This window comes from Ensifer sp. ENS02, from assembly GCF_014851885.1.
GTDB lineage: Bacteria > Pseudomonadota > Alphaproteobacteria > Rhizobiales > Rhizobiaceae > Ensifer > Ensifer adhaerens.
In genome coordinates this window covers 33,015-52,925 of record NZ_JACVAO010000028.1, presented here as the reverse complement: position 1 = coordinate 52,925, position 19,911 = coordinate 33,015, and the positions used below count along the sequence as shown (strand labels likewise).

17 protein-coding genes and 1 pseudogene are annotated in these 19,911 nt (G+C 62.5%); 16 read left to right on the top strand and 2 right to left on the bottom strand.

Going from position 1 to position 19,911, the window contains the following annotated elements; all coding sequences use genetic code 11:
* Positions 1 to 235: 235 nt before the first annotated feature.
* The 16 genes and pseudogenes from IB262_RS33570 to IB262_RS33500 all read left to right on the top strand — a co-directional run bounded on the left by IB262_RS33570 (position 236) and on the right by IB262_RS33500 (position 16,540).
* Positions 236 to 1,273 (top strand): ABC transporter substrate-binding protein, encoded by a 1,038-nt coding sequence (locus IB262_RS33570; protein WP_060521257.1) that lies wholly within the window; start codon positions 236 to 238, stop codon positions 1,271 to 1,273.
* Between the two features lie 13 nt (positions 1,274 to 1,286).
* Positions 1,287 to 2,516, top strand: a complete 1,230-nt coding sequence (locus tag IB262_RS33565) for an acyl-CoA dehydrogenase family protein (RefSeq protein WP_060521258.1) — start codon at positions 1,287 to 1,289, stop codon at positions 2,514 to 2,516.
* A gap of 10 nt (positions 2,517 to 2,526) precedes the next feature.
* Positions 2,527 to 3,561 carry an ABC transporter substrate-binding protein gene (locus tag IB262_RS33560; protein WP_060521259.1) on the top strand — a complete coding sequence of 345 codons (1,035 nt, stop codon included), beginning with the start codon at positions 2,527 to 2,529 and terminating at the stop codon, positions 3,559 to 3,561.
* Positions 3,558 to 4,436, top strand: coding sequence for an NmrA family NAD(P)-binding protein (locus IB262_RS33555; RefSeq protein WP_060521260.1), 879 nt, complete (start codon positions 3,558 to 3,560; stop codon positions 4,434 to 4,436). The genes IB262_RS33560 and IB262_RS33555 overlap by 4 nt, the downstream gene beginning before the upstream one ends.
* On the top strand, positions 4,433 to 5,683 hold the full coding sequence (locus tag IB262_RS33550; protein WP_192494469.1) for an NAD(P)/FAD-dependent oxidoreductase: 1,251 nt from the start codon (positions 4,433 to 4,435) through the stop codon (positions 5,681 to 5,683). The genes IB262_RS33555 and IB262_RS33550 overlap by 4 nt, the downstream gene beginning before the upstream one ends.
* A 17-nt stretch (positions 5,684 to 5,700) precedes the next feature.
* On the top strand, positions 5,701 to 6,351 hold the full coding sequence (locus IB262_RS33545; protein ID WP_034791565.1) for an NAD(P)-dependent oxidoreductase: 651 nt from the start codon (positions 5,701 to 5,703) through the stop codon (positions 6,349 to 6,351).
* A gap of 15 nt (positions 6,352 to 6,366) precedes the next feature.
* On the top strand, positions 6,367 to 7,665 hold the full coding sequence (locus tag IB262_RS33540; protein WP_060521262.1) for an NtaA/DmoA family FMN-dependent monooxygenase: 1,299 nt from the start codon (positions 6,367 to 6,369) through the stop codon (positions 7,663 to 7,665).
* A 29-nt stretch (positions 7,666 to 7,694) separates the two neighbouring features.
* Positions 7,695 to 7,820, top strand: a pseudogene (locus IB262_RS36240) (integrase); the annotation flags it as partial.
* 338 nt (positions 7,821 to 8,158) lie between these two features.
* On the top strand, positions 8,159 to 8,662 hold the full coding sequence (locus IB262_RS33535) for an Lrp/AsnC family transcriptional regulator (RefSeq protein ID WP_162251910.1): 504 nt from the start codon (positions 8,159 to 8,161) through the stop codon (positions 8,660 to 8,662).
* 3 nt (positions 8,663 to 8,665) lie between these two features.
* Entirely contained in the window at positions 8,666 to 10,210 is a 1,545-nt protein-coding gene (locus tag IB262_RS33530; RefSeq protein WP_060521264.1) for a hydantoinase/oxoprolinase family protein, read from the top strand.
* Positions 10,207 to 11,328, top strand: a complete 1,122-nt coding sequence (locus IB262_RS33525; RefSeq protein ID WP_060604921.1) for a DUF917 domain-containing protein — start codon at positions 10,207 to 10,209, stop codon at positions 11,326 to 11,328. The genes IB262_RS33530 and IB262_RS33525 overlap by 4 nt, the downstream gene beginning before the upstream one ends.
* 36 nt (positions 11,329 to 11,364) lie before the next feature.
* A complete protein-coding gene (locus tag IB262_RS33520) occupies positions 11,365 to 12,930 on the top strand; it encodes an ABC transporter substrate-binding protein (protein ID WP_060521266.1) in 1,566 nt (521 codons plus the stop codon).
* Between the two features lie 17 nt (positions 12,931 to 12,947).
* The gene (locus tag IB262_RS33515; RefSeq protein ID WP_060521267.1) at positions 12,948 to 13,970 is read left to right on the top strand and encodes an ABC transporter permease; all 1,023 of its coding nucleotides are present in this window, start codon (positions 12,948 to 12,950) and stop codon (positions 13,968 to 13,970) included.
* Positions 13,967 to 14,806: an ABC transporter permease gene (locus IB262_RS33510; RefSeq protein ID WP_060521268.1), complete on the top strand. Its 840-nt coding sequence runs from the start codon at positions 13,967 to 13,969 to the stop codon at positions 14,804 to 14,806. The genes IB262_RS33515 and IB262_RS33510 overlap by 4 nt, the downstream gene beginning before the upstream one ends.
* On the top strand, positions 14,793 to 15,746 hold the full coding sequence (locus tag IB262_RS33505; protein ID WP_060521269.1) for an ABC transporter ATP-binding protein: 954 nt from the start codon (positions 14,793 to 14,795) through the stop codon (positions 15,744 to 15,746). Before IB262_RS33510 ends, IB262_RS33505 begins: the two co-directional genes overlap by 14 nt.
* Positions 15,743 to 16,540, top strand: a complete 798-nt coding sequence (locus tag IB262_RS33500; RefSeq protein WP_060521270.1) for a dipeptide/oligopeptide/nickel ABC transporter ATP-binding protein — start codon at positions 15,743 to 15,745, stop codon at positions 16,538 to 16,540. The genes IB262_RS33505 and IB262_RS33500 overlap by 4 nt, the downstream gene beginning before the upstream one ends.
* Positions 16,541 to 16,760: 220 nt before the next feature.
* Here IB262_RS33500 and IB262_RS33495 read toward each other — a convergent pair whose 3' ends face one another.
* Complete coding sequence (locus tag IB262_RS33495) at positions 16,761 to 17,099, bottom strand: hypothetical protein (RefSeq protein WP_146243009.1); 339 nt, start codon at positions 17,097 to 17,099, stop codon at positions 16,761 to 16,763.
* A gap of 138 nt (positions 17,100 to 17,237) precedes the next feature.
* The gene (gene acnA, locus IB262_RS33490) at positions 17,238 to 19,856 is read right to left on the bottom strand and encodes an aconitate hydratase AcnA (RefSeq protein WP_060521272.1); all 2,619 of its coding nucleotides are present in this window, start codon (positions 19,854 to 19,856) and stop codon (positions 17,238 to 17,240) included.
* Positions 19,857 to 19,911: the final 55 nt, after the last annotated feature.

The following is a 19,911-nucleotide window of genomic DNA, read 5'->3' as shown; positions in this document are numbered from 1 at the left end:
CGCGGATGATTTTTATAGTTGACTAATTACATAGGCTTTGTCAAATCTGTTTTAGTAATTTCACCCTGAGAGTGACCATTAGCAGGAACGTCATTCCTACAATATGTCGTGAACGGCGCCAGTCTGGGAAATCCAATCCGAAATCAGTACAGCCAATAGCAATGGCCGACTAGGAAGAGCCACTCCAACGAAAAACGCTTCCCGGCACACCCCATCGAAGACAGCGGAGAACCTCGTGACAAAAAATGCCATCTCGCAAATCTGGTACACGCGCTGCCCGGTCCCGACACCCGTGGGGCTCGCCACCCAGCTCGGCCTGCTCGACAAGGCGTTTGCCGCGGAGGGCATTGCGCTCAACTCGATCATCGACAGCAAGGACCGCTCCGTCCGATCCAGCCACTTCGATCACCATCTCGATTATTCGTTTCGCCATGGCGGCAACGTCCCGCCGATCCGCGCCCGCTCGGAAGGCAACCCGACGCGGCTCGTCGGCATCACCTGGACCGACGAATTCCAGGCCATCATCACGTTGCCCGAGACCGGGATCAAAACGACGCGCGATCTTGTCGGCCGGCGCTTCGGCATTGCGCGCCGACCACCCGGTATCGTCGACTTCATGGCAGCAACGGCGCTGAAGGGCCTGGTTTCCGCTCTGTCTCTCGAAGGGCTCACGCCCTCCGATGTCGAGATCGTCGATATCCCGCTTTCCGAAAGTGTTCTTGATGGCAGGGAGGGCCCGCAGCTCCACGGCCTCAGAAACCGGCAGGCCTACGGGCCGGAAGCGGCCGCACTGCTGCGCGGTGAGGTGGACGCGATTTATGTCAAAGGCACGCCCGGTATTGCCGTCGCCAATCTCTTTGCGGCTCACACGGTCGCGGAATTCGGTTTCCACCCGGACCCGAAGATCCGCATCAATTCCGGCTCCCCTCGGGTGCTGACCGTCGACGAAAGGCTCGCTGAAGATCGCCCCGATCTCGTCGCCAAGCTGATCTCGACCTTGAAGCAGGCCGGCTCATGGGCCGAAGAGCACCCCGACGAGGTGCGTCGCTTTGTTGCCCGCGAAGTCGGCGCCTCAGAAGAGGTCGTGGCTGCGGCTAACGGCCCGGATCTCCACAAACATCTCGGCATCGGCCTCCAACCGGAACTCGTCGCGGCAATCGGACACTACAAGGACTTCCTGCATGAATGGGGGTTCCTCGCGAGCAACTTCGACATCGACCAATGGGTGGACCAGCGCCCCTGGGCGGAACTCGACGCGCGCGCTGTCGCCTGAACGAGTAAAACCGATGACCGACACACGTTTCGAACCGGTGATTGCCAAGGCCGAAGAACTCGGAAAACGCTTCGCTCTGACAGCACGCCACTATGATGAAACCGGCGAATTCCCCTTCGCCAATTTCGACGCGCTGCACGAGGCGGGGCTGCTTGGCCTGGTCACAGCGCTCGAACACGGGGGCCTCGGCGGTGGACTGACGGAAGCGCTGGCGGCCGTCTCGGCAATCGCGCGCGGAGAGCCATCGACCGCTCTCGTTCTTTCAATGCACTACAATCAGCACTTTTCGGTGCGAACCTCAGGCAAGTGGCCGCCCCACCTTGTCGAGCGTGTCACCCGCGCCAATCGCGAGGGTGTCGCGCTCATCAATGCGGCACAGGTGGAGCCGCGCGTCGGTTCGCCATCGCATGGTTCCTTGCCCGAGACGATTGCCCGCCGCGTTGGCGATCAGTGGCGCATTACGGGCCACAAGACCTACGCCACCGGCATCCCGCTCTTGCGCTGGGTGGCTGTGCTTGCGGTTACTGACGAGCCTGAGCCGAGGCTGGGCTCATTCCTCGTTCCGACATCGGCCGATGGCATCCGCGTCGAAAAAACCTGGAACGCAACGGGCATGCGAGCAACCAACAGCGACGACCTGATCCTCGACGACGTCGCGATCCCGCTCGCCGATGTTCTCGACATCGCGCCGGCGAGCGAAGGCCTGAAACGTGACGAGCGCATGGGCGCCTGGTACTTCAGCCTCGTGCCGGCGATTTACGACGGTGCAGCCCGCGGGGCACGCGACTGGCTGATCGAGTTTACGACCTCGCGCGCACCGGCAAGCCTCGGCGCACCGCTCTCCACCGTTCCCCGCATCCAGGATGGCCTTGGCGAGATCGAGGTCTTGCTGACGGTCAACCGCCGGCTCCTGCGCTCGATCGCCGAGGATTTCGATGCGGGGCGCCCCTTCGGCGCCGATGCCGCCGCGGTCAAACACACGGTCATCGCCAACGCGATCACCGTGACGACCCTTGCGCTCGAACTGGGCGGTAACCCCGGCATCAGTCGCGACAATCCCTTGGAACGCCATCATCGCGATGCGCTTTCCGGCAAAGCGCACGCGCCGCAAAACAACTTGATCCGGACGATGCTTGCCAAGGCGGCGTTCAGCCGGCATGCCGCAACACCTGCGGTTGCGCTCGAGCCGGTCCCCGTTCGACCTCCCCAGCAACCCCGTCTTGCCGTCGTCGGCGGCCGCTAGGAGTTCCCTGATGTCTTCCCTCTCTTCCGTCTGGTACACGCGCTGCCCCGCCCCGACACCATTGTCGATCGCCCATCAGCTCGGCTGGATCGACAGACAGTTTGAGAACGCCGGCGTTGCCGTCCGCTCGATCCGCGACAGCAAGGATCCGTCGGTCCGCCAGAGCCATTTTACCCATGCGCTCGATTACTCGTTCCGACAGGGCGGCAACATTCCGCCGATCTGGGCGCGGTCCGGCGGCCGCGCCACACGCGTTGTCGGCATCACCACGACAGACGAGTTCCAGGCGATTATCGCGCTTCCAGGTTCCGGGATCGCTGTCGCGAAGGACTTGAAAGGCCGCCGCATCGGTGTACCACGCAAGCCCAGTTCCGACGTCGTCGACTTCCAGCGGGCCACCGCCTTGAAAGGCATCGTCTCGGCGCTTTCGCTCGACGGCCTTGATCACGGTGATGTCGAACTCGTCTATCTCGACACCAACGAGGGCAACCTCATCGAACGGGGCAACGCCGCCTTCCTGGGCCTGAAGCGCCGATATCCCTATGGCGAGGAACTCTTGGCCCTGGCCTCGGGCAAGATTGACGCTTTCTTCGTCAAAGGTGCAGAAGGCATCGTGCTCGCCAATCAGATCGGTGCAGTTGTGGTGGCGGAATTCGGTTTCCATCCGGATCCAAAGATCCGCATCAACAATGGCACGCCAAGGCCGCTGACAGTCGACGCCCGCTTTCTTGACCAGCATTTCGACCTCGTCGTCGATCTTGTGTCGACCGTCGCCAGTGTTGGTGATTGGGCGGCCTCGAACCCGGACACAGCAGTTCGGTTCATCGCCAACGAGATCGGCGTCGGCGAGGACGCCGTCTGGGCAGCGAACGGCGCGGACGTCCACCGTCATCTCGGTCTGGCGTTGGACGAAAACCAGATTGCCGCGTTCGACCACTTCAAGCGCTTCCTTCTCGATTGGCAGTTCATTCCGGCCGATTTCAATGTCTTCAGTTGGATTGATCGCCGACCGCTAGAGGCCGCCTTGCAGCGGGCCGCCGCATGAGTGAGAGGCCGATCCTCGTTACCGGCGCCACCGGCAAGCTTGGGCGCCTCGTTGTCGAACGACTTCTCGCACGCGGACAACCGGTTCGCGTCTTTACCCGACGGCCGGAGACGGCACGTGCCCTGTTCGGTGAAACTCTGCAGATTGCCGCAGGTGATTTTGGCGACCGCGCCGCGCTCGACACCGCCGTTCGAGGCGTCGGACGCCTTCTTCTGTTATCCCCCATCAGCACGAGGCTCGTCACGGACCAGGTCGCCGTCGCCGATGCTGCCGTCGCCGCAAATGTTGCCCGCATCGTCAAGATCTCGGGCTCCGACTGGACGATCGAGCCGCCAGGGAATTCTATCTCCGGTGAAGCGCACGCTGCCGTGGAACGGCACTTGAATGGCCTTCCGACCGAGGCTGTTTCGCTTCGTCCCAATGCCTGGATGCAGGTCTCGCTCGCCAACACCATCCGGAACGCGATCGCGAACAGTCAGGTCGTCGCAGCCAACCTCGACGCCGGCATCGGTTACATCGACGCGCGCGATATTGCCGATGTCGCAGTGCACCAACTTCTGGCCGATCGCATTCGGGGGCGCACGCTCAACCTCACCGGCCCGGACGTGGTGTCGTTCCGGCAGGTCGCCGCTCTGCTGACGGCTGCATTGAAACGGCCGGTTGCTGCCCTCGAGAAGCCGCCCCAGACGGTTCCAAAAGAGGGTGACTTCGAACATCGCGCCGTTGCGCAATTCGTAAGATTGATCGCTTCCGGCCGCGCAGCAAGGACGACCGACGTCGTTCCAACGCTGCTTGGCCGTTCGCCCCGTACCGTCGCCGACTTCATCCTCGAACAAGTGACCGCCGAAACCGCAGTCCCCGAGTACCAGCCATGACCATACCCTTCATCGACGTCGCCATCATCGGTGGGGGACCGGGTGGGCTCGCCCTGGCGCAAGGCCTCAAGAAGAACGGCATCGACACCGCCGTCTTCGAGCGCGACCAGGTCCGGTCGGACTATGTGCAGGGTTTCCGCATGCGGATCCGGCAACGGGGCATCGACGCGCTTCAGGCGAACCTTCCGGCGCACCTCTTTCAAGCCTTCCTTGATACGCTCGGGCTTGCGCCGACGGAAAACCTTGTCCTCGACGAGGCGTTCGGGCGGCTGGAGAACACAAGCCAGGGATCAGGCGAGCCCGAAGATACGCATATCGAGAAATCGGTCAGCCGCATCACGCTGCGCCAGATCCTCCTGTCCGGGCTCGACGGCCTTTTTCACACAGGCAACCGGTTCGAACGCTATGAGCAGCTTGCCGACGGAACCGTGCTTGCGCATTTTTCCGACGGCTCGGCCGTACACGCCAATCTTCTGGTCGGGGCCGACGGGGCGGGATCGGCGGTGCGTCGCCAACTCCTGCCTGACCTCAAGAGCATCGACACTGGGGTACGCAGGTTGGCCGGCAAGATCACGATCGACGAGGCGGAACGACAGGGCATTTCACCGCTGCTGACCGAGTTCAATACCAACATCCGCCCGCGCGACGGTCGTGGTCTGATGATCACCAGCCATCGGGTGGATCCGTCTGCCTATGCGCGTCACGATTTCATAGGCAGGGAAGATCCCGGCCATGCCGATATCCCTGGCTTCCACTTCAACAACTCCACCAGCTACACCTGGTGGAACACGGCCTATGACACGGATGAACTCGGGCCAGACGAACTGCTCGAACGGCTCAACGGCGCGGCCCTCATCGAAACGCTGCTTCACCGTATCCATCACTGGGACGAGCGCATCCTGAACCTCATTCGCCACAGCGACCCGTCGACGGTCGCCTTCCTCAAGGTCAAGAGCTCCACACCCGGCGCGATATGGCAAAGCGGTCCGGTGACGTTACTCGGCGACGCGATCCACGCGATGACCTATTTCCGCGCGCTTGGCGGCAACACCGCCCTCTACGATTCCGGATTGCTCGTACGCGAACTCGTCGCCGCAAGGCGCCACGGCAAGCCACTGCTTGCGGCCTTAAACGACTACGAAAACGCCATGCGCGAACACGGCTACGAGGCCGTGCGGTCGTCGCTTTCCGCCATGCAGCGCAATGTCGGCGCCAATCAACCGCTCAAGGCGATACCTGCCCTCTAGCCTCAGGAAAATCGATCATGTCCATTGTCGTCTTCGGCGCCTCAGGAAACATCGGCAGCAACATCCGCAAGGAAGCTCTTTCGCGAAATCACCGCGTGACAGCCGTGACGCGCTCTTCAAACCTGGAGCCTGCCGAGCGTCTCACGGCACTGAAGGCGGACATTGCCGATCCGGAGGAAGTGGCAAAGATCTCCGCCGGCCACGATGCGGTCATCAGTGCCTATAGTCCCGGTCTGCGCCGCCATTCGGCGGAAGATGCCGCGGTTCTCATCGAGAATGCACATGCTTCCCTGTTTGAAGGCGTCAAGCGCGCCGGCGTCCGCCGCATCATCATCGTCGGCGGCGTCGGAAGCCTCCAGGCAAGCCCCGGCGTCGACGTGGTCGACAGTGATTTCTACCCGGCGGACCACAAGGCTCACACGCTGCGCAACCGAGAGATCCTGCGCAGTCTGAAACGCGGCGAGCACGATCTCGACTGGACCTATGTATCCCCGCCTCTTTCGATCAAGGCCGGCGAAAGAACCGGCCGTTTCAGGCTCGGCGAGGATGCGCTTCTGCGAGACGATACGGGCGAAAGCCGGATTTCCGAAGCCGATTTCGCCGTCGCCATTCTCGATGAACTCGACAAGGGACAGTTCATCCGCCGCCGCTTCACCGCGGCCTATTGAAGGACCTCAATTCGCATGCCCCGCACGCTCAATCTCAATGTCGGCATCAACACGACAGGCTATCTGCCGGCCGCCTGGAAATATCGCAGCGGGAGCCGCCACGACATCTATGACCCTCAATACTACAGACGCCTGACGGAACTCGCCCGCAAAGGCCTGTTCGACGCCGTGTTCTTTTCCGATCATCCGGCCTTGATGACCGACCCGAACAGCCGACCATTCCATACCATCGACCCGCTCATCCTCTGTACGGCGCTTGCAGCACAGGTGCCCGACATCGGCTTCGTCGCAACCATGTCGTCCACATACAATTCGCCCTATAATCTCGCCCGCCGCACCCAGTCGACGGATATCGTGGCCGGTGGCCGGCTGATCATCAACATCGTCTCGTCCTTCAATCCGAATGTGGCAGCCAACTTCGGCTCGGCGCCGCTGCCCCCACGAGCCGAGCGCTACGCCAAAGCTTCCGAATTTCTCGATGTTGCCAAGAAACTCTGGGCAAGCTGGGATCCCGCCCGCGACGGCCATGTGCCCGACGAACGGTTCTGGGATGCGGCGAGTGCGCATGCGATCGACCACGAAGGCGATCATTTCGCAGTGAAGGGACCGCTGAACGTGCCGCGTGGCCCGCAAGGCCATCCGGTGATCGCGCAGGCAGGCGCATCCGAAGGCGGTATCGAGCTCGCCGCCCGCCATGGCGAGATCATTTATTGCAACATCCTCTCCCGCCCTGCTGGCCAGGCCTTCGGCAAGAAGGTCAGGGATCGCGCTGCAGCCATCGGTCGCGACCCGAAGGGCATTAAGATCGTGCCCGGGGTGGTGGTGATCCTTGGCGAGACGAAAGAGGAGGCGTTGCGAAAACACGAACTCTTCAGCGGCGCGGGCTCGGAGGACGGCCTGATCGCACGCTTCGTCAGGGAGAACGGTATTGATCCCAACGGCTTCGATCCGGATGCCATTCTGGATGCCGAGCGTTTCGTTCCGGATCCCAACCGTCTTCAGGCGGTCGGAATGGGCCTTGGTCTCTCCGATCTGCTGACACATGAGAAGTTGACGGCCAGGCAGGCTGTGCGCCGCTCGGAAGGGCACCACCGCCTGCTGCTCGGGACGCCGGAACAGGTCGCCGATGCGCTTATCGACCTTTGGGCGGACGGCACCGTCGACGGCTACACGCTTCAGCCGCCCCGGGCACCTGATGACATCGAAGAATTCGTGAAGAAGGTCGTCCCGATCCTCCAGGACCGCGGTGTTTATCGTAACCGTTACGAGGAACAAACCATTCGCGAGCGCTATGCATTGCCATTTCCGTACTAGTACAGACAGGCCCCGATGCGCCTCAGGCGGCGGCCAATCGCGGCATACCGCTGCCTGAAGCTATGCAGCAGTCGTTGCAAAAATCGGTGACGCAGGCGGCGCGCTACTACAACGATGCGGAGCGAAAGCAGGGGCGAGCGGCCCGTGTATTTGTCTGGTGTCGCACCGCCGTAGCACCGTCGGCCAGACAATCAAGCGCCAAACAGTCGCCTGTCCCAATAGACCGGACGCCGCGCTCGGGCCGGCGCTCGAAGCTGCGGTTCGACAGATCCCTCGCCCGTTCCAGGAAAAAGGCGATGCCAAGGCTGGCTGAAATTGTCGCCGCCGACAAAGCCCGCGATCCACTGCAGATGCCGATTCGGTAACACTCTGCATGAATACCGCCTAAATCGGGATATTTTTGAAACGATTCGACGGTATCGACTGAAATATTCTTGACATAATTCCGTTTCGGAAATTTACTTTGCCTATCAAGGCCGAAATGGAAACGGTGATGACCCAACGCTACCTCGTCGATGATCTGGACCGCGAGATTATCCGTTATCTCTCCGAAGACGGGCGCCTTTCGGCGGCCGAGATCGCCGGCCGGATCGGCAGCGTCTCGGAGCGCACAGTCCGCAACCGCATTGCCGGACTGCTGCAGGCCAAGATGATCGTCATCGGCGCTATTCCCGATCCGGTCGCGCTCGGACGCGATGTCCAGGTCGAACTTCTGATCGAGGTCGAGCCCGGCAAACAGGAGGACGTCGCCATCCTGCTCGCAGAGTACGACGAGATCGGCTACCTCGCCGCCACGAGCGGCACGGCGAACCTCAGTGCTTCGCTCTTCGTGGCCGACCACGCGGCATTGCTTGAATTCATCGATCAGGAAATGGGCAAACTGCCTGGCATCAGGCGCGTCACGAGCTCGGTCGTGCTGCGCCTCTACAAGGTATTCGGCACGAGGACGACCGCGATCAGCCGCGGTACGGACCTCGGCGGCAAGAAAAAGGGATAGACCATGCTTCGTATCGGAGTGGATGTTGGCGGCACCAACACGGACGCGGCGCTGCTGCGCGGCGCCGAGGTCCTGGCCACGGTGAAATCCTCTACCACCGCGGACGTGACATCGGGCGTCAGCGCGGCGATCCGCACCGTTCTGGCCGAAGCAGGCGTTGCTGCCGGCGCGGTCAACGCGGTAATGATCGGCACCACACACTTCCTCAATGCGATCGTCGAGGGTCGGCATCTTGAAAAGGTGGGCATTCTGCGCCTTTGCGGTGCGGCGACGCGCTCCCTGCCACCCATGATCGACTGGCCGGATACACTTCGCCCCGTCGTCGACGGGGGTGCCGCTCTGGTTGGCGGCGGCGTCAATTACGATGGTTCTGAGATTGCCCCGCTCGACGACGTGGCGATCCGCGCGGCATGCCGCGATTGGCGGGCGCGCGGCATCTCCGCCGTCGCGATCTGCTCGGTCTTTGCCCTGGTCGATCCGAAAATGGAAAACGACGCGGCGGAAATCGTTGCCGAGGAAATGCCCGGCGTGGCAATCAGCCTGTCGCACCGCGTCGGTCGCACCGGCCTCCTGCCCCGCGAAAATGCCACCATCCTCAATGCGAGCCTCCATACGCTCGGACGCGAGACGGTCGGCGCCTTCCGCGCGGCATTTGCCGCGCTCGGCCTCACCTGCCCGCTCTACCTGACGCAGAACGACGGCACGCTGATGGCGGCCGAGTTCGCCGAGCGCTATCCGGTCTTCACGATCGCGTCCGGACCGACCAACTCCATGCGTGGTGCGGCCTTCCTGACCGGGCTATCCGACGCAGCGGTCATCGACATCGGCGGCACCACCACGGATATCGGCATGCTGGTCGCCGGTTTCCCGCGCACCCGCAGCGAGGGCGCGGAGATCGGCGGCGTGCCGACTAACTTCCGTGTTCCGGACGTCTACTCTTTCGGGCTCGGCGGCGGCAGCATCATACGCCCCGGTTCGTCTTCGACGATCGGCCCGGATTCGGTCGGATTTCGCTTGCCGGAAAAGGCTCTCTGCTTCGGCGGGGACACGCTGACGGCCACCGACGTCGCCGTTGCTGCCGGCCATGTCGACCTTGGCGAGCGCGACCGCCTCAGCCGCATCACGCCGGAATTTGCCCAACAGATGCTGGCGCAGATGAAAGCCAGCATCGAAACGGTGCTGGACCGCATGAAGCCGAGCGCCGATCCGATCCCCGCCATTCTTGTCGGCGGCGGCTCAGTGCTGGTCGAGGGCCTGCTGGAGGGAACCTCCGTTTCGCTGAAGCCGGATCATTTCGGCTCGGCCAACGCCATCGGCGCGGCAATTGCCCAGGTCTCCGGCGAGGTGGACAGCGTGGTTTCGCTGGAAGGCACCACCCGGGAACGCGCACTGGAATCCATCGTCGCTGAGGCACGGGCGCGCGCCGTCGAGGCCGGCGCCGACGCCGAGACGACCACCCTTGCCGAAATCGAAGAAACGCCGCTGGCGTACCTGCCCGGCAATGCCGTTCGCGTCGCCGCGAAAGTGATAGGGGAGTTGCGGGCATGAAGTACTGGACGCTCAGCGAAGCGGATATCGATCGCATCGCCATCGGCTGCGGGATTCTCGGAACCGGCGGTGGCGGCAGCACCTACCATGGCCTTCTGCGCGCCAAGGCGCTCCTGCGCGAAGGCAAGCGCATTCGCATGGTGCGCCCCGCCGACATGGCACCGGATGCGCAGATCCTGGGTATCGGCGGCATCGGCGCCCCGACGGTGGGCATCGAAAAGATCCCGGAAGGCAGCGAGGGCGTCCGGCTATTGAACGCGCTCGAACGGCATCTCGGCCGCAAGGTCGATGCGGTGCTCGGTGACGAGGTCGGTGGCGGCAACGGCATTGCGCCGATGCTGACGGCAGCGATGGTCGATCTGCCTGTCGTCGATGCCGACGGCATGGGCCGGGCCTTCCCCGAAGTGCAAATGACGACCTTCTTCATCCACGGCCAGGCGGTGCAGCCGGCGGCCCTTGCCGACGCCGACGGCAACGTGCTCGTCGTCACCGACGCGACGACGCCGAAGATGCTGGAGAAGCTGTTACGCGCCAGCACCATTGCCATGGGATGCACCGCGCTGATGACGACTGCGCCGATGTCCGGTGAATTCGTCCGCCGTTTCGGCGTGCCCCACACCACCAGCCAGGCGTGGAGCCTCGGAGACGCCGTCATGAACGCGCGCGCGGCCAAGGAGGACCCGGTCGAGGCCATATTGAAGCAGTCCGGTGGTGTGCGGCTGATGCGCGGCAAGGTGACCGATATCAGCCGCCGCGTCATGGCGGGCTTCACCCGCGGCAAGCTCACGGTTGCGGGCCTGGATGCCGACGCAGGCCGGACACTCACCGTCGACATCCAGAACGAATATCTGATCGCGCGCGAAGGCGAAGAGATCATCACCATGGTGCCGGACCTGATCTGCATCGTGGATTCGGAAACCGGCCGGGCGATCGGCACGGAAGAGCTGCGCTACGGCCTGCGCATCGACGTGTTGTCCATGCCTGCACCGGTGCTGCTGCGCAGCGAGATCGCGCTCGCCTCCGTCGGCCCGCGTGCCTTTGGTTACGATTTCGACTTTGTGCCGATGGGCGTGTCTGCGGATGCGCCTGCCGTACCCCATTACAAAGAAGACGCCTAAGCGTCCGCCCCTCCAGAACTCGATTGGGAGCCCGACATGAACCGCCGCAATTTCTTGAAAACCGCCGCCCTCACCGCTCTCGCCACAGCCGCCGCATCGCATTGGAATTTTGCGATGGCCGAGGGTACCAGCAGCATCTTCACGCTCGCCTATCCGACGAGCTTTCCGGACCTTGACCCGGCTACCTCGTTTTCCAACGACGGCGCGGTGCTTGCCAATGTCTACGAAGGGCTGACGCGCTACATTCCCGCGACCGACAAGGCCGAAGCCAAAATCGAGCCCCTGCTCGCAACCTCCTGGGACGTGAGCGCAGACGGCAAGACCTGGACGTTCACCCTGCGCGATGGCGTGAAGTTCCATGACGGCAGCCCGCTGACGTCGCAGGCGGTCAAGGGCTCGATCGAGCGGACCAAGAAGATCGGTGGTGGCGCGTCCTTCATCTGGGGGCCGGTTGCGTCCATCGAAACACCGGAGCCACTAAAGGTGGTGTTCCTGCTCTCCGAGCCGCAGCCACTCGACCTCATCGCGTCGGCCGGCTTTGCCGCCTGGATCTACGCGCCTTCCTCGCACGACAAGGAAGCGTCCTGGTTCAACACCGGCAACGATGCAGGGACCGGGGCGTTCAAGATTTCGCGCTACGAGCCCGGCCAGCGCGCTGTCCTCGACCGCGTCGAAGGTTATTGGGGCAAGGTGCCGGACGGCGCTTTCCAGACGATCTCCTTCGAAATCGTCGAGGATGCGACGCTCGCCCAGAACATGATCGAGAGCGGCCAGGCCGACTGGACCTACAGCCTCCCTTACGAGAATCTGGAGGCGTTGAAGTCCAATCCCGACCTGAACGTGGTCGTGAACCCTTCTTTCGAAACGCTGTTCGGCCTCTACAACGTCAAGCGTGCGCCGCTCGACAAGGTCAAGGTGCGTCAGGCCCTGTCGCTCGCCTTTCCCTATGACGACGTGATCTCGGCGGGCACGAGCGGCTTCGGCACCCGCGCCAAGGGTGTCGTCCCGGCCGGTATCTGGGGCCACGATGCCAACGCGCCGATCCCGAAGACCGATCTGGAAGCAGCCAAGGCATTGCTTGCCGAAGAGGGCATCGAGCCGGGCCTGGAACTGGTCATGACCTATTCCACGTCCCAGGCGATCGAGGCGGTGGCAGGCGAGCTCTGGAAGGCCAACCTGGAGACGCTCGGCATCACCCTGAAACTCCAGCCGATGGCATGGGAAGCGCAATGGCAGCTCGGCAAATCGAACCCCGAGGCGGCGCAGGACATTTTCGTCATGTTCTGGTGGCCGACCTTCGTCACCCCCTACGACTACCTCTTCAACCTGTTCCACAGCGAAGAGAAGCCGAACTTCAATCTCGGCTACTATTCCAATGCCGAGGTGGACACCAAGATCGATGAAGCGGCCAAGCTCTCGGGCACGGACCGCCCGCGCGCCGAGGCGCTGTTTATCGAGGCGCAGCGCAAGATCATCGAGGATGCTGCAGCGATCTTCATGCTCGACCAGCCGAACGTCCATATCATCCGCGCTGACATCAAGGGCTACGCCGACAATCCGGCCTATGGTCACATCGCCTTCGTCAACGATCTGAGCCGGTAGGGCACGCGGGGGGTCTGATGGAACTTCTACGCTACATCCTGCGCCGCACGTTTCTCTCCGCCTTCGTGTTGGTGGGCGTGACCTTCCTGGTCTTCGTGGTGGCACAGGTCGTTCCGTCGGACCCCGCATCGCTCTATGCGGGCCCGCGTCCCACGGCCGAGCAAATCGAAAAGGCGCGCCAGGAACTCAATCTGGACGCGCCTCTCCCTGCCCGTTTCGCGACGTTCGCCGGCGCCATGGCGTCCGCCGATTTCGGCATATCCTACAAGTCCAGGCGTCTCATCGCGGAGGATCTCCGCGCCTATCTTCCGGCCACTCTCGAGCTCGCCATCTTTTCGACCGGCCTTGCGCTCCTGATTGGCATTCCGTTCGGCGTCATTGCTGCCGCGCGGCAAGGCGGCTGGGCAGACCGGCTCTGCAGTTTCGGCTCGATCGCCGCCGTCGCAATGCCGACCTTTTTCCTGGCGATGATCCTGCAGCTCATCTTTGCGCAATGGCTGGGCATCCTCCCGCTCTCCGGGCGACTTTCCAGAGAGATCGCGATTTCGGCGCCGCTGCCGATGGTGACCGGCTTCAACCTGATCGACGCACTCATCGCCGGGCGCCTTGAGGCATTCGGCAACGCACTGACGCACCTCATCCTGCCGGCATTGACACTCGCGTCCTATCCTGCCGGCGTCGCCATGCGATTGACCCGCTCGGCCATGATCGAAATCCTCGAGCGCCGGCATATCGTTGCTGCCCGCGCACTTGGGCTTTCCGAACCACGCATCCTCTTCGGTCACGCGCTGCCGAATGCCATGGGCCCCGCACTGACGGTGATCGGCCTTTCCTTCGCCTATGCCCTGACCGGCGCGGTGCTCATCGAGATTATCTTCGCCTGGCCGGGTCTTGGCCGTTACGTATCCGAAGCGATCCTTGCCAAGGACTTTCCGGTCATCGCCGCCGTCACCATGGTCGTGACCATCTGTTACGTCGTGATGAACCTTTTAATCGACATCACTCAGGCCCTTGTCGACCCGCGGGTGGCGCTGTCATGAAAAAGCTTGTCAAACGCCTCGGCTGGCCTGGCACCTTCGCACTGGCTGTCATTCTCATCTTCGTGCTCGTTGCGCTCCTCGCACCGTGGATCGCGCCCTATCCCCTGCAGGGGGCCGGCGGGCCTAATGTCGCCGCCAAGCTTTCACCGCCCTCTGCCGACTACTGGTTGGGGACCGATCATCTCGGCCGGGACATTCTGAGCCGCATCGTCTACGGGACGCGGGTATCCCTGACGAACGGCATGCTGATCGTCGCCTTCTCCTTGCTGATCGGGCTGCCGATCGGTCTTGCCGCCGGCTACTTCGGCGGGTGGATCGATGAAGCGCTGATGCGCGGTACCGACGTCTTCCTCGCCTTCCCGGCGCTCTTGCTGGCGGTGCTGATGGCCGCAGCCCTCGGCCCAGGCTTTCTCAACAGCGTCATCGCCGTCGCCGTCACCTGGTGGCCCTGGTATGCGCGACTCGCCCGTGCGGAGGTGTTGGTGTTGCGTGGCCAGCCCTATGTCGAGGCGGCACAGCTCTCCGGCGTCTCGCATTGGCGCATCATCCTGCGCCACATCCTGCCGGCAACCGGCAGGCCGCTGACGGTGCAGGCAGCCCTCGATGTCGGACCAGCGCTTCTGACCGCCGCCGCTCTCTCCTTCCTCGGCCTTGGCGTATTGCCGCCGACTGCCGACTGGGGCCAGATGGTCGACGCTGGAAGAAAGTTCTTCCCCGCGCGCTGGTGGTATTCTGCGATGCCGGGCCTGACCATCTTCGCTATCGCGCTCGCCTTCAGCGTGCTCGGCGATGCGCTTCGTGATCGCAAGGGAGGGACTGGCCGTGCCTCTGCTTGATATCCGCAATCTTTCGGTCAGCATCCCGACATCGGAAGGTGACGTTCACGCGGTGCGTGCCGTCAGCCTCGAGATCGAGCGCGGCGAGATCCACGGCGTGATCGGTGAGTCCGGCTGCGGCAAGACCATGACCGGGATGGCCGCACTTGGCCTTGCGCCGAAGGGTGCCCTCATCGTTGCCGATCGGTTCCATTTCGACGGCGAGGATCTTCGCGAGCGGGCCACGCAACTGCGTGGTCGGCGCATCGGCATGATCGCCCAGGATCCCGCAGCCGCCCTCAATCCCGTGCTCAGCATCGCCAGGCAAATGGACGACGTGATCCGCGCCCATCGGGACCTGTCGCATCGGGGCCGGCGCACCGAGGCGATTGAACTTCTGGCCGCAACCGGGCTGCCTGACCCGGAGAGAGTGCTCCGTAGCTATCCACACCAGCTTTCGGGCGGCATGCAGCAGCGTGTGGTCATCGCGCAGGCGCTGGCGACCGGCGCCGAGTTCCTCATTGCCGACGAGCCGACCACTGCGCTGGACGTCTCGGTCGGTGCTCAAGTCCTGGCATTGCTACGCAAGCTGGTAACGGAGCGCGGGCTCACCGTGTTGATGATCACCCACGACATGGACGTCATTGCAGAGGCCTGCGATCGCGCCACCGTGCTCTATGCAGGTCGCTCGGTCGAGACCGGCCCGGTCGACGCCGTGCTGCAAAGTCCCGGGCATCCCTACACCCGGGCCTTGCTCGCCGCACTTCCGGACGCCGCGCCGCTTGGCGCACGGCTGGCGGCCATCGAGGGCTCGATACCGCCGCCGCGCTCGGCGATAGCCGGCTGCGCCTTCGCCTCGCGCTGTCCCCAGGCACTCCAGCAGTGCGCAGCCACGCCACCGCCGGGGCGCAACCGGGCCGCACATCGCTGGCTATGCCATTTGCCGGAGGACGCTGCATGACCACGGCCCCGATACTCGACGTCGACAACCTCGTCATCCGCTACCACGCCGGCCTCTTCGCGACACGGCCAAAACCCGCGGTCAACGGTGCGAGCTTCCGTTTGGCCAGAGGCGAGACCCTCGGGATCGTCGGCGAAAGCGGATCTGGCAAGACAAGCCTCCTGCGCGCCATCCTTCGGCTTCTTCCGGTGGAAAGCGGGCAGATCCGGCTTGAAGGACAGGACTGGCTGGCGCTGAAGGGCAGCGCTCTGCGTCGGGAACGCCAGAAGATCGGGGTCGTGCTGCAGAACCCGTTCCTGTCGCTGAGCCCGAGATTGGCGATCGCCGATATCCTGGCCGAGCCAATCCTGGCGCAAGGCGGCCGACAGGACGCCGCGATGCGCGACAAGATCGCGGGCCTTTTGTCAGACTGCGGGTTGCCGGCCGATTTTCTCGATCGCCGCGCAGGCGAACTCTCCGGTGGGCAGGCACAGCGCGTGGCGATCGCCCGCGCACTGGCTCTGGAACCGAGCCTTCTCATCCTCGACGAACCGACATCGGCGCTCGACGTCTCGGTACAGGCACAGATCCTCAATCTGCTTTCGGATCTCAAGGAAAGCCGCGGGCTGTCGATGCTGTTCGTCACCCATAACCTGAAGGTCGTCGCACATGTCTCCGACGCGCTTCTGGTCATGCGGCGCGGCGACGTCATCGAGTTCGGAAAAACCAAGGACGTCATCGCGGCCTCGGCCGATCCCTATACGCGCGAACTGCTTTCCTTCGGGCGCCGCGAAAGACTTGTCGAGATCTCCTGACGGCGGCGACCAATGTCCTTGATGTCGATCTTGTTTCGGAGCGCCGGCGGGCGGGCTCTGTTGCGACCGCGCAGATAGCGCCCATGCGCGAGCGAGAAGACGCGCAAGGACCCGATGTTTCGGACGGACGAGGTCGGAAGATTTTCGGAATTTCAACGTCATCCTTACCGATCGGGAAGTATCGGCCTCTGAAACGTAAATTCACCCCGATCGGGAAGTTTTAGGAAGTCGCGGCTTTCTCTGAGAGGGCCGAGTAGAGACCTTGCGAAGACACCACGTACTGGATCGCCGCAAGCAGGATCGCGACCGCAACGATCACACCGATACGCAAAGTTCTTTGAGCGACGGCTTCCTGATCCTGCATCGTCAACCTGGTTGAACAACAGGTGTATTCGACGATTGGAGAATGGCCGGTGAATTCGAGGACGTCGCGGCCCTGCACATCGAAGTCGACGATACGATCGACGCCTTGCGTGTTACCTGCTTGCCTGCTTGGCCAGCTCAGACGAACGTATTTGCGCCGGCTCCGCCACTTAAGATGTCGGTGAAATCGCCGCATGAAAGGATATCGTCGACCTCGCCGCCAAAAAGCTGATTGCTCCGCGAGCCTATGAAAGCGGTCGGTCTGCTCATCAAATAACGTCCGGAACCGACAACGCACACCTGCCCGCACAACGCAAATGTCGATTCTAGCGCCCTAGATCGTACCGCGTTGGGATTCGACCAAGTTCTTCAGCATCAGCGGCAGAATTCCACCCGCCTTCAACGTATCGACCTCAGCGGCCGTCTCGATCGCCGCGACCGCTTTGAACGTGGTAGCCTCGCCCCTGTACCGTTTAATGGCAATGTCGATCGGACAACGCGGCGAGATCAGGCCTGCGTTGGCATTTATTTCGATGAGGTCACCTGACTTTAGAGCGAGATCATCTGGTCCCAAACCCTCCGGCAGTCTCATTGGCAGAATGCCCATCCCGATAAGATTGGAACGGTGAATCCTTTCGAAGCTTACAGCCAAGACCGCGCGGGCGCCGAGGAGGGATGCTCCCTTGGCTGCCCAATCTCGCGAGGAACCCATTCCATAACGCTCGCCAGCGACAATCACGACGGACTGCCTGCTCTCGGCATAGCGATTTGCGGCGCACCAGAGCGGGAGGACTTCACCTGAGGGCGCATGGATCGTCGATCCTGGTGGGATCTCGCTGCCCAAAAGATTTTGAACAGTCCGGTTTGTATACAAGCCCCGAACCATCGCTTCCCAGTTGCCCCGCCGCGAAGCATGAACATTAAGGTCGGTCGGGACTTCCCCTCGCTCGATGAGATATCGGCCGGTTTCACTCTGAGCCCGGATCGCCCCGGCTGGCGAGATATGGTCCGTCGTGATGTCGTCACCGACAACGATCAGCGGATGCGCATCATACGTGCCGAGTAAGCTGCCTTTTCCGAAGCCTGCGAACGGCGGCCTGCGGATGTAGGTCGACGTCTCGTCCCATGGAAACAATGTCGTCGCCGGCGCCTCGAGTTCGCGCCAAGCCTTGCTGGCCTCCGCTTCGTCATAAGCTGGCTTGAAATCAACCGCATCGGAGGCAAGCGCAACTGCTTCGTCAATCTCCTTGCTCGTCGGCCACAACATCGACAGTGTCACGGCCCGCCCATCGGCCGTGTATCCGATCGGATCCCTCAAAATATTCAGCTCGACGGTTCCAGCCAGCGCAAATGCGACGACAAGTGGAGGAGACGCGAGGAAACCTGCCTCAAGCTGCGGGTGCACGCGACCAGGGAAATTCCGATTGCCCGAGAGAATGGCGACCGGAAGGATTCCTCGATCCTTCATCGCGACGGCGATCGGTTCGGTCAATGGTCCGGAATTGCCGATACAGGTCGTGCAACCGTAACCGACGATTCCGAAACCGACCGCTTCGAGATCCTCTAACAACCCGGACCGCTGGAGGTATCGTTCCGCCGTGGGCGATCCCGGCGCGAGCGATGTCTTCACCCAAGGCGCCGGATGAAGACCAAACGACCGCGCCTTTCGTGCCAGCAAGCCTGCCGCGATCACGAGTCGCGGATCGGACGTGTTGGTACAGCTTGTAATGGCCGCGATGGCAACCGCCCCATCGTTTGGTTCTGAGGGGTCGGCACTTGCGACCGCTCCGCGCTTCATCGAAGAAATCGCGGCAACCGTTTCTCCAACCGATATCCTGTCCTGAGGGCGCGTGGGACCGGCAAGGCTGGGTTCGATCGCCGAAAGGTCGATCTCGACGACGTGTGTGTAGCGGGGATTGTCGTCCGGATTGAACCAAAGCCCGACGCGCTTGGTATATGCTTCTACCAGCTCCACTTGCTCAGAAGTCCGACCAGTTGTCCGAAGATAATCAAGCGTACGGTCGTCGATCGGAAAGTATCCGGAATTACCGCCAAACTCCGGTGTCATGTTAGCGACCACAGACCGATCGCCGGCCGTCAGTGCCGCCACGCCGGGGCCGAAGAATTCTACGTATTTGTCCTGAAGATCGATCTTTCGAAGGATATGCGTCACCGTCAACGCCAAATCCGTCGCAAGCACCCCATCGCCAAGATGACCGGTCAGCCGGACCCCAACCACATCCGGTACCCGGAGCGAGACAGGCATCCCAAAGAAGACGCTTTCTGCTTCCAGGCCGCCGACACCCCATGCAAGGACGCCAATGCCGTTGATCATCGGCGTATGACTGTCCGTACCGATCAACGTGTCGGGCGCGGCCCAGCGACAACCGTCTTTCTCGATCGTCGAGACGACCGTCGCGAGGCGCTCGAGATTGAGCGTGTGCATAATGCCGGTACCGGGCGGATGAACGCGGAACCCGGTCAGCGTATTCGTCGCCCACTTCATGAAGCGATACCGTTCGGCATTGCGCTCGAACTCGCGTTTCATGTTGAGTTCAAGCGACGCAGAGCCACCAAAGGCATCTACAGCCAAGGAGTGGTCCGTGGAGACGTCCACCGGGACAACCGGATTGAGAAGCGCCGGATCATGTCCCGCCTCCGCAAGAGCCGAGCGCATTCCCGCGATATCCACGAGTGCGGGACCGCAAGTGGTATCGTGCATCATGACACGATTGGGAAGAAACGGGATCTCCAGCTCGCTCGAACCCTTTGCGAGCCAGTTGATGATCGCAGCCTTGGCCCGCGCATCATCTTTGCCTGCTGTACGCAGAACATTCTCCAACAGGATACGATGGATGTATGGAAGCGACCGAAGCTGATGCCCAGCCTCTGCTGGCAGGTCGATGATGTCGTATACAACTTCGTTGACCGTGAATTTTGATATCGTGCTCATCCTTAGTCTCTCATCGCATTTCTGTGTTCGGAGCGAAAAACTTCAGGCTCACGGG